Here is an 8,881-nt window from a genome sequence, read left to right as displayed (position 1 = left end):
ATCTGGCCCCGAGCCACCGTCAGGTCGATGCGATCGAGCGCCACGACGTCACCGAAGCTCTTGGTGATCCCGCGACCCCGCACTGCCACGGTCGTATCCATGGGTTCCTCTCTCAGCCAACGCTCACGAACCTATGTTTCGACAGATGACGTACACGGCTGAGTCGGCTGAATGATGGGGGAACGAAAGAGAAACCCGCGCCCGACGGTTTCCGAAAAAGTCCTCACACGGCCGACCGTCGAAAAGCTCGAATACCCGGGACGACAACCGGCGCGCCGGTAAGACCTGCACTGTCGCAGTGGGACTGGCACTGCCGCGGGGCCAACGAACGCGCGTGACAGGCGCCACGACCCCGGACTCACAGCTCAAAAACCCCTAGCACGCAGCGCATGGCACGGCGCGGGCAGACGGCCGGTTCCTACCGCGTCAGCCCGCGCCGTAGCAGTTGAACACCGCGAGCGGGTTGGACGTGGTCGCGGCGGCCAGTGCCTGGGCGGGGCGGGCGCCGGCGTTGAGATGGCGGTGGTAGGCGGTCATCACCTCGGCGGTGACGCTGTCGCTGACCGGCGCCACGGCGGCGATCACGGTCGCGCTGCCCAGGTGCAGCAGCGTCGTGACCACGCCGAGCGGCTCGTCGCCCGGCCGGGTGGCGGCCCTGCCGACCTCGCAGGCGGAGAGCACGGCCAGCCGCGGCGGCGCGTTCAGGTGGAGCAGGTCGTACGCCATCAGTGGTCCGTCGGCCAGGTCCAGCCGGGAGAAGAGCGCGTTTTCCGGCTCGTGGTCGCCGTGAACGGCCAAGTGGGCCAGCGGCGCGCCGTCCAGGGCGCGCAGCGTCGCCGCCACGGTGGCGTCAGCGCCCTGCAGGACGATCGCATCAGGATACTGTGAGGCTACGGAAGCCAGTTCCCTGGCCGACTCGCGCAGTCCCGGCCCGCCGATCAGGACGGCCCGGCCCGCGGCGGCGCTCACCTTGTCCAGCGCGGGCGCGACGCTGCCGACGACCTGCCGGGCCGCCAGCCAGTTGGCAGCGGACGGCGCGACGCAGAGCGGACGGCCGCGCAGCGGCGGGAGCAGCTGCCACGGCAGCGCGGCCAGCGGGCCGCAGGGCACGAGCACCAGTTCCCGACAGCCGACCAGATCGGTCACGCCATCCGGCAGCAGGTCCGCGGCCAGTTGCCCGGCGTGCGCGTTGATCGCCTCCGCCAGGGCCTTCTCCATCCGGCTCGGCAGAAGCCTGCCGACCAGGGCGGTGATGTCCGCGCGCAACCGGCGCGCGGTCTCATACGTCCGCGCCGCGTCGCCCAGAGCCAGGACCCTGCGGCGGCCGCCCGCCACGACGAGGGCTCGCAGCCCCGCGTCCCGGCGGAAGATGCTGATCATCGCCTGCCCCGCCGCGTCCAGCTCGGCGGTGGTCGCCGCCAGGGTGGGTACTCGTCCGACCACGCCAGCGCCCTGAGTCGGCCAGGCGGCCTGTCTGACGCGCCGTTTCAGCGCGGCGATCCGGCCGTCCGACGCGGAGTCGGCCACGCGCCCGGCCATGATGGCGTCGCGCCGGTTCGACTCCAGCTGGCGCAGCTCGGCGACCGCGAGGGCGACGTCGGGGTCCGCGGGCGGGCGGACCGGCGTGATGCGCAGCGACTGCGCCCGGGACAGCTCCGACCAGGTGAAGATCTTGCTCGTGTCCCCGCCGTCCAGGCTCAGCGCCAGCCCGCGGGCGGACAGTTCGACGCCGAGCGCCGCGGTGCCGGTCTGTAGGTCGATGCTGCCGAGCTGGGCCCGGTGGCGGGCCAGTTCGGCGAGCCCGTGACGCAACGTGCGCAGCGCCCGGCCGCGCTCCCCCGAGGCGACGGCGAGCTCGGCGAGCGTCAGGTATCGCAGCAAACGAATGTTGAGTGGCGCGAACGCGCGCAACCTCGGCAGCGATCGCAGCTGCGCGACAGCCCCGGCGACGTCCCGCGCTGCGATCAGGGCACGAACACCGAGCAGGTGCGCCGCGACGGCGTCATCGCGCAGTCCCATCTCACGCAGCCGCGCGGCGAGCCGGAAGGCACGTGCGGCCAAGGTGCGCGGCGAGAGCGCGCCACGGCGCTTCTCGGCGCGAAACGGCCCCTCGAAGAGAGCGTGAAGCTCGATCAGCGCGGCTGCGGCGGCCGCGGTTTCGTTACCGCGCCGTCGAAACCCGGCACGGGCGCGCCGGGCCCAGTCACGCGCCGCGTCCACGTCGCCCATCAGCAGGGACGCCTCCGCCCGCACCATCTCGGCATCAGCCCGGTGATGACTGACCCGCTGGCGGCGGAACAGCTCGATCGCGCCGTCGAGCTCGGCGGCGGCGTCGGCGGCGAGCCCGGCCAGAAGCAGGGCCCTGGCTATGTCCACCAGGACCACCGGCCGCCACGACGGGCTGTACGCCGCGGCCCCGTCGGCGGCTTCGCCGATGGTGCGCAGCGCGGCGGGCACGTCTCCGACCGCCAGGTCGCAGCAGCCGAGGTTGTGCGCCGCCTTCGCGGCGAGCAGCGGCCGGCCCTCGGCGCGCGCCAGGGCGGCGCAGCGTTCCAGATCGGGCCGGGCGGTCGCGAACACCCCGCCCTCGATCTTCGCCGCACCCCGGTTGAGCAGCGCGCGGGCCAGCTCGATCGGCTGGCGTCGCGCGTCGATCAGGCCGATGGCCGCGTCGAACCGCGCGATCGCCTCCCGGGGCTTGCCGATGCGCAGCAGCAACAGCCCCAGCTGCCCGTACAGTGTTCCCCGCTTCGCGGGCTCCACCAGCGGCTCCGCCCGCAGCAGCAGGGCGAAGCCCAGTGAAGTGCGGCCCCGCTCCGCCTCCGCGTGCGCGAGGCTGATCAGGATGTCGGCGGCGAGCGCCATGTCCGGCGACGGCGCGGCCGGCGACGCGGACTCGCCCGAGGGCTGCGCCAGCCTGCCGATCTGCACCCCGAGCAGCCGCAGCGCCCGCCTCAGATGGCGCTGCGCCACCTCCGGCTCGCCGCGCGCGGTGGTCTCGACACCGAGCCGGTGAAGCCGCCGCGCCTCGGAGACGGCCTGTGCGCGGGCCGGGTCGGCAGAGGCCGTGCCGAGAGGGGTTGCGCCGAGAGGCAGTGGGTCGGGGTCCGGCGGGTCGGCGGGCTCGGTCATAGCATGACGGCCATCGTCACCACCGACCGCGCGGCCTCCGGCGGCTGACCCGGCGGAGCCTCCACGATGAGCTGCGCCAAGCCATGCGGCACGTCGGCGAGCACGAACCGGCCGAGCTGATCTGCCTCGGTGCGCAGGTCGCGCTCGCCGACCCGCAGCCGGACCGGGCGCGCGCCCGGCGGGGCGAGCCAGCCGTCCACCCGCACGGTCGCACCCGTCGTCGTGGCCTGAATCACTATGGTCAGGCTCTCGCTGTCGAAGGTGACCGTGCGGCTGCGCTCGGTGCCGCGCACGCCGGCCCGGTCGAACCGGTCGGCCTCCAGCCTGGCCACCTCGTCCTCCAGCCCCACCAGCTCGATCGCGAAGAAGATCCGCTCCAGCAGGCCGTCGGGGACCGGGTCCCGCGCCGTGTACAGATCCTCCACCAGGTCGAGGATCGCCAGGTCCACCGCGTCGATCGGGCCCAGCTCGGCAGCGGACGGGGGTTCGCCGGTCATGGACACAGAGTCCTCCAATGCGGGTCGGCGGTGAGCACCTCGCGCAGCTTCGCCAGGCAGCGCCCGCGGGTGGGGCCGATGGAGCCGCGCGGCATGCCGAGCGCCTGGGCGATCAGGTCGTAGTCGGGTCGATCGGCGAAGGCGATCACGCGCAGCAGTTGCGCGCAGCGCGGGGTGAGCCGGCCGAGCGCGTCCCGGACCATCACGCGCCGCTCCTCGGCCAGAACCTGCTCTTCGGCCGGCTCCGCCGGGTCGGCCCGGTGCTCCAGTTCCTCGGCGTCGGCGCTGCGGGTCCGCTCGCCCGCCCTGCGCACCCGCCAGGACTCCCGGCGCACCGCGGTCACCAGCCAGCCGGTCAGCGCGGCCGGGGTCTCGATCGCGACGAGCCGGGCGACCAGGCTGAGCCAGACCGTCTGCACGACGTCCTCGGCGTCGTCGTGGCCGAGCCCCTGCCCGCGCGCGACGTGCCACAGCAGCGGGGTCAGCTCGGCCACGATCGCGTGCAGGCTGCCGCGGTCGCCGGCCTGGGCACGCAGCAGCAGCCGGCCCAGGCGTTCGGCCTCGGCCTGTCGTGTCGCGGCCTGTCGTGTCGCGGCCTGTCGTGTCGCGGCCGGCCGGTCCGCGCTCAGCTTGCCCTCGGCGAGATGCGTCACGGCGGCATCACTCGGGCACGCTGAAATCGGGAACCCGGCTCAGTGTGTAGGCGGCCCGCGCCAGCACCTTCGGCACGTCGACCCCGGCCAGGTCGGGGCCCGCCGCCGCGGCGATCAGTCCCCTGGCCAGTTCGGCGGCCACAAACGGGGCGGCGAACGAGGTGCCGCTCCAGGTGGCGAAGCCCGACCGGAAGTCGTCCGGGTCGAGCGTCTGGCGGCGCTGCGGCGCCGCGGGCGCCGCCTTCGCCTTGACCGAGTACTGCGCGCTCTGGCTGCCGTTGAACTCGATCGGCAGCGTGCTGACGACCGCCGCACCGGTCGCCCAGTAGTCCACCCAGTGGCCGTCGTTGCTGAAGAACGCCTTGCTCCCATTGGGGTTGAGCGCGCCGACGGCTAGTGCCAGTGGCAGCGGTCCGCTGGCAGAAGCCTGCGACAACGCCGCCGGGTAGCACTCCCGGTCCGTCGAGTCGTTCCCGGCCGAGGCGACGAACAGCACTCCGCGCTCGGTCAGCTCGGTCAGCAGCGCGGTCAGCGCCGTCGTGTCCGCCAGGCCTTGCGGGTCTTCCGAGTAGTAGCCCGCCGACAGCGAGATCACGTCGACGAAGTCTGCCGCGGCAGCGGTGTCGTAGGGGTCGGCTTGGGCGATCGCGACCTGCAAGAGCAGGCTCCAGAGCACCAGCTGCAAGTCGTTCTCGTAGATGACGCCGTCGTCATGCATCACGCGGACGCTGCGCACCATGGCGTCAGGGCAGGACTGGCGGATGATCCCGGCGATGAAGGAACCGTGCCCGGAGTGGGTGTTGAGCCCCCTGGTGATGGGCGAGTCGTACACCGGCGCGTCGATCGACGACGAGAGGATCTCCGGATCGCCTGTCTCGTTCATCGCGACCAGCCCCTGCATCGCCTGGTCGAGCAGGACGAAGGCGTCGTCGGCATAGTCCTTCGACGCGTCGAGCCAGGCGTTCGTGCCGATGCCGGTGTCGAGCACGGCGATCACCGGACGGCGCCCGCCGAGGTCGCCGGCCGAGCACCTGACCGGTGCGTCGGCGCCGATCAGATCGACCGGAAAGCGCCCACCGCTGCCCGGCTCGACGTAAGCGGCGGTGTCCGGATGCCCTTCGGTGGAGGTGTTGCCCGTCAGTGCGTGCCCGACCAGCAGGTGTTCGAGCTCGATCTGGTCGACGATCCGGCTCAGCCCCGGATCCGCCGCCCCCGCCGCACGCAGTGTCTGAAGCGCCTCCCACGCGTCGATCGGGCGCGCCACCGAACCGGGCGCCACCTCAAGCCGCACCCTGCGCTGCACGTCCGGCAGGCCCTCAGGACGCGACCGGAGAAGGCCGGGCAGCTGTTGCGCGAGGTCCGGGACCCGTTCGGCCGCGAGCCGGTAGCCGATCCTGGCCAGGACGGTGTCGAGTCGCTCGACGTTCCCCGGCGTGAGGAGTCCGTCCGGGATTTGGAGTACCGCGCTGCGGTAGATCGTCGAGCGCGGGATCGGCGCCCCGGGGTACATCGCGGCCCTGGCCGGCTCCAGGATTCGAGCCCCGTGCCGGTTCAGCACCTTCTGCGGGAGCACGACCGGATCGTACGACGACAGCTGCACGTCACGGCCCTGCCCGCCGTCGCCACCCCGCCCACCGCGAAAAACCATCGCCATCTGCCAGCCACCCCTGCCGACTAGGATTCCACAACGGCGCTGCGCCGTCACCAGTATCTGAGTGCACTGAATCGCCCGCGAGATACATCCCAGGCGAAAAACTCGGCTACTTCGCCCGTTCGGGTGATCCTGCGCGCGGTTCGCCAGCTCCCGCCGCAGAATCCGGCCCCGCCGGTATTTGGGCTCTTCGAACTCGGCCGGGGCCTTGTGCGCGGCTGTAGGCTCACCCGCCGCTGCGCGCCGGCCGACCCTGCGCCACAGCCCTGGCCGACCGCGCCACAGCCCCGGCCAAATACGAAGAGCATGTATCCAGGGCCCGCGCAGCGGCCCTACCTCCATGTACCGCGCGGCCCGGCCGCGAATTCACATTATTACTTTATGGGGGATGCAGTGACTTCACCTGCACATCCGGGGGCGGAACACGAACGCCTGGCGTCCGTCCACCGGCAGAACTTCGGCTTCCTGCTCGCCGCGAACCCGAACTACTTCGGCAACCTGCCCGACAGCGGGTTCGAGCCGGAGTTCCAGCTGCTGACCGACACCGGCTACGAGGAGCTCACCTGCGTCGCGTACGACCCGGCGCGGCAGTTGCTCGAAGCGACGTTCCAGGTCAAGCTGCCCTACGGTTTCGAGGGCGGGCTGTGCACGAACGGCTCGTGGGAGTACGTGCGCTTCTGGCTGGACTACGGCAGCGGCTGGGTCGACGCCGGACTGACCGCCGTCAACGTGCACGACCTGCCCGCCGGCACGGACTGCGCCGGCGCGAACGTGTTCCCGGTCTCCTACACCGCCACCCTGGCCATCGACCCCGAGTCGGCGTTCTGTCTCGCGCCGCCGGAACTGCCGAAGGTCAGGGCGATCCTGTCCTGGAACACCGAACCGCCCGCCGCGCCGTCCGCAGCGGTGCCGGTGCCGGCCGACTGGACGCCGGTGTTCGGCAACGTGCTGGAGACGCACGTGCAGATCGCGACCCGGCCGCTGATCCTGCTCGACGTCCTGAGCGAGCTCGACGTCGAGCCGGCGGTGCTTCCCGGGCCGATGCAGCAGGCGGTGAAGGTGCCGATCCCGCTGCCCGACCCGCCGCCGCTGGACGTCGCCCAACTGGCCGCGCTCTACCACGTGGACGCGGCCAAGGAGCTCGGGCCGGCGGTCACCGTGCCGGCGCACCGTTTCGGCGCGGGCGCGATCACGCCCGCGCTCGCGGCGGCGGCCCCGCTGGAAACGCTCGCCGTGGCCGAGTCGTGGAAGTCGCTGGGGCTGAACTGGGCCGAGGCCGTGGCCGCGCTGACCGAACTCGACAGCGACGTGAACTACGAGCAGATCGACTGCGTCGGGCTCGACGTGACGCGCAGCCGTCTGGTCGCCACGATCGACATCAAGCGGCCGTACGGGTACCTCGGCGGTCTGTGCTCCTTCGGCAGCACCGAATACGTCGCCTTCTGGGGTGACTTCGGCGGCTCCGACTGCGCACTGACCTACCTGGGCACCGCAAAGGTCAAGGTGCACGACATCCCGTCGATTCCGGCCGGCGGCCTGTCGTACGCCGCCGTGCTGCCGGTCGACCTGTCCGCGTTCACCAAGTCCTGCGACCAGCCGGTGATCGGCCGGATCCGCGCGGTGCTCTCCTGGAACACTGCGCCCTCGACCACGGACCCGGACGCCCTGCCGTTCTGGGGCAACCGGCTCGACACGCACGTGCAGCTCCCGCCGAAGTCCCCCGGCTCGGGCACCGGCCCGAACGTCTGGGCCGTCGGCGGCGTCGGCGTCGCGGACCTCGACAGCTCGTACAACGCCTTCTGGATGACGACCAGCGGCAGCGGGATGACCAAGCCGAACGCGCACTTCGCGCTCACCGGCATCGCGACCGACCCGCGGCCGAGCCCGTTCGGCGGGCGCGTCGTCGTGCAGGGCGACCCGGTGCTGGGCGGCTCGTACCGCATGCAGGTGCGCAACAGGACCACGAACGGCACGTGGACCACGCTGCTCAACAAGCTGTACGTGGTGGACACGTTCGGCGTGGCGGGCAGCAACTCGCCGGTCGGCGAGTACTACCCGTACCTCGACCACACCCAGAACGAGGACAGCGTCCTGGCGCAGTGGGACACCACAGGCAACGACCTGTGGGAAATCAAGCTCGACGCGCTCGACGCGATGAACACGCCGCTCGGCGAGGTGCACTACCTGGTGCAGCTCGACAACACGGCACCGAGCGTCGACATCCACATCGACAGCGGCGGCGACTGCAAGAAGTTCACGGTCGGCACCCCGATCGACGGGCACTTCTTCGCGCAGGACCCCGAAGACCACTTCGGCTCGTACTCGCTGTGGATCCTGCCCGACACCCTGCCCGGCGGCACCGGCGTCCTCACGCCGTCCGGCGGAACCACCCCGACGGCGGCGGCACCGGGCGACCCGTGGCACCTGGACACGCACGGCATGTCGGCGTGCGCGTACGTGGCGATCGTCCAAGCACACGACCGGACGATCGTCTCCAGCAGCACCGTCGGCTGGTATTCCGGCCAGGTGGCGGTCGGCTTCTCGCTTGAGTAGCCCGATCGGCAGGCCACTGGAATAACGGGGCGTCGTCCTCTGCCCGGCAGCAGTGCCGGGCAGAGGACGGCGAACGTCACCGGCCGAAGTCCGATCGCCGAACTGTTGCGGTCAGCAGACGAAGGCATCGCGGGGTTCTTCGATCTGGAGCGCGTCACGCCGAACACATTAGGCAACAGGCGCATACTCCGGCTCTTGTCGCGTGGAAGAGTCACTGTGACGGTCAGCCCAGGGGCGCCGCCAGCCTCCAGCCCTCCGCCAGCACGCCGTCTATCGCACTCAACGCTTGTTCCAGCCTCGACGCCCTATCGCCATGCACCTCGACCCAACGCGCACCGCCCGCCGATAACACCTCGCGGAATCGCTCAGTCATCCACGGCCGCAAGTGCTCCCCG

The 8,881-nt window shown here is 71.7% G+C and carries 5 protein-coding genes and 2 pseudogenes; 2 read left to right on the top strand and 5 right to left on the bottom strand.

Annotated elements, in window-relative coordinates:
• The 5 genes and pseudogenes from VGS97_RS29545 to VGS97_RS12215 all read right to left on the bottom strand — a co-directional run.
• Nucleotides 1-101 (bottom strand): annotated as a pseudogene (locus tag VGS97_RS29545) (ABC transporter ATP-binding protein); the annotation flags it as partial.
• A 325-nt stretch (nucleotides 102-426) separates the two neighbouring features.
• Nucleotides 427-3,132 carry a CHAT domain-containing protein gene (locus VGS97_RS12230; protein ID WP_326853509.1) on the bottom strand — a complete coding sequence of 902 codons (2,706 nt, stop codon included), beginning with the start codon at nucleotides 3,130-3,132 and terminating at the stop codon, nucleotides 427-429.
• On the bottom strand, nucleotides 3,129-3,629 hold the full coding sequence (locus VGS97_RS12225) for a hypothetical protein (protein WP_326853508.1): 501 nt from the start codon (nucleotides 3,627-3,629) through the stop codon (nucleotides 3,129-3,131). Before VGS97_RS12225 ends, VGS97_RS12230 begins: the two co-directional genes overlap by 4 nt.
• Nucleotides 3,626-4,282 (bottom strand): sigma-70 family RNA polymerase sigma factor, encoded by a 657-nt coding sequence (locus VGS97_RS12220; protein ID WP_326853507.1) that lies wholly within the window; start codon nucleotides 4,280-4,282, stop codon nucleotides 3,626-3,628. Before VGS97_RS12220 ends, VGS97_RS12225 begins: the two co-directional genes overlap by 4 nt.
• 7 nt (nucleotides 4,283-4,289) lie before the next feature.
• On the bottom strand, nucleotides 4,290-5,936 hold the full coding sequence (locus VGS97_RS12215) for a S8 family peptidase (RefSeq protein WP_326853506.1): 1,647 nt from the start codon (nucleotides 5,934-5,936) through the stop codon (nucleotides 4,290-4,292).
• 390 nt (nucleotides 5,937-6,326) lie between these two features.
• Between VGS97_RS12215 and VGS97_RS12210 the strand changes: the two genes are divergently transcribed.
• Together VGS97_RS12210 and VGS97_RS29540 are read left to right on the top strand one after the other, a co-directional pair.
• Nucleotides 6,327-8,486 carry a hypothetical protein gene (locus VGS97_RS12210; RefSeq protein ID WP_326853505.1) on the top strand — a complete coding sequence of 720 codons (2,160 nt, stop codon included), beginning with the start codon at nucleotides 6,327-6,329 and terminating at the stop codon, nucleotides 8,484-8,486.
• A gap of 96 nt (nucleotides 8,487-8,582) precedes the next feature.
• Nucleotides 8,583-8,684 (top strand): annotated as a pseudogene (locus VGS97_RS29540) (N-acetylglutamate synthase); the annotation flags it as partial.
• Nucleotides 8,685-8,881 lie beyond the last annotated feature (197 nt).

This window comes from Actinocrinis sp., from assembly GCF_035946395.1.
GTDB lineage: Bacteria > Actinomycetota > Actinomycetes > Streptomycetales > Catenulisporaceae > Actinocrinis.
Note: the sequence above shows the minus strand (reverse complement) of the source record. Positions and strands in the feature narration are given on the sequence as shown.

Bases quoted from the DNA above. Each gene is read 5' to 3' on its own strand.
- VGS97_RS12230 (WP_326853509.1), bottom strand. From the start codon at position 3,132: ATGACCGAGCCCGCCGACCCGCCGGACCCCGACCCACTGCCTCTCGGC.
- VGS97_RS12225 (WP_326853508.1), bottom strand. From the start codon at position 3,629: ATGACCGGCGAACCCCCGTCCGCTGCCGAGCTGGGCCCGATCGACGCG.
- VGS97_RS12215 (WP_326853506.1), bottom strand. From the start codon at position 5,936: ATGGCGATGGTTTTTCGCGGTGGGCGGGGTGGCGACGGCGGGCAGGGC.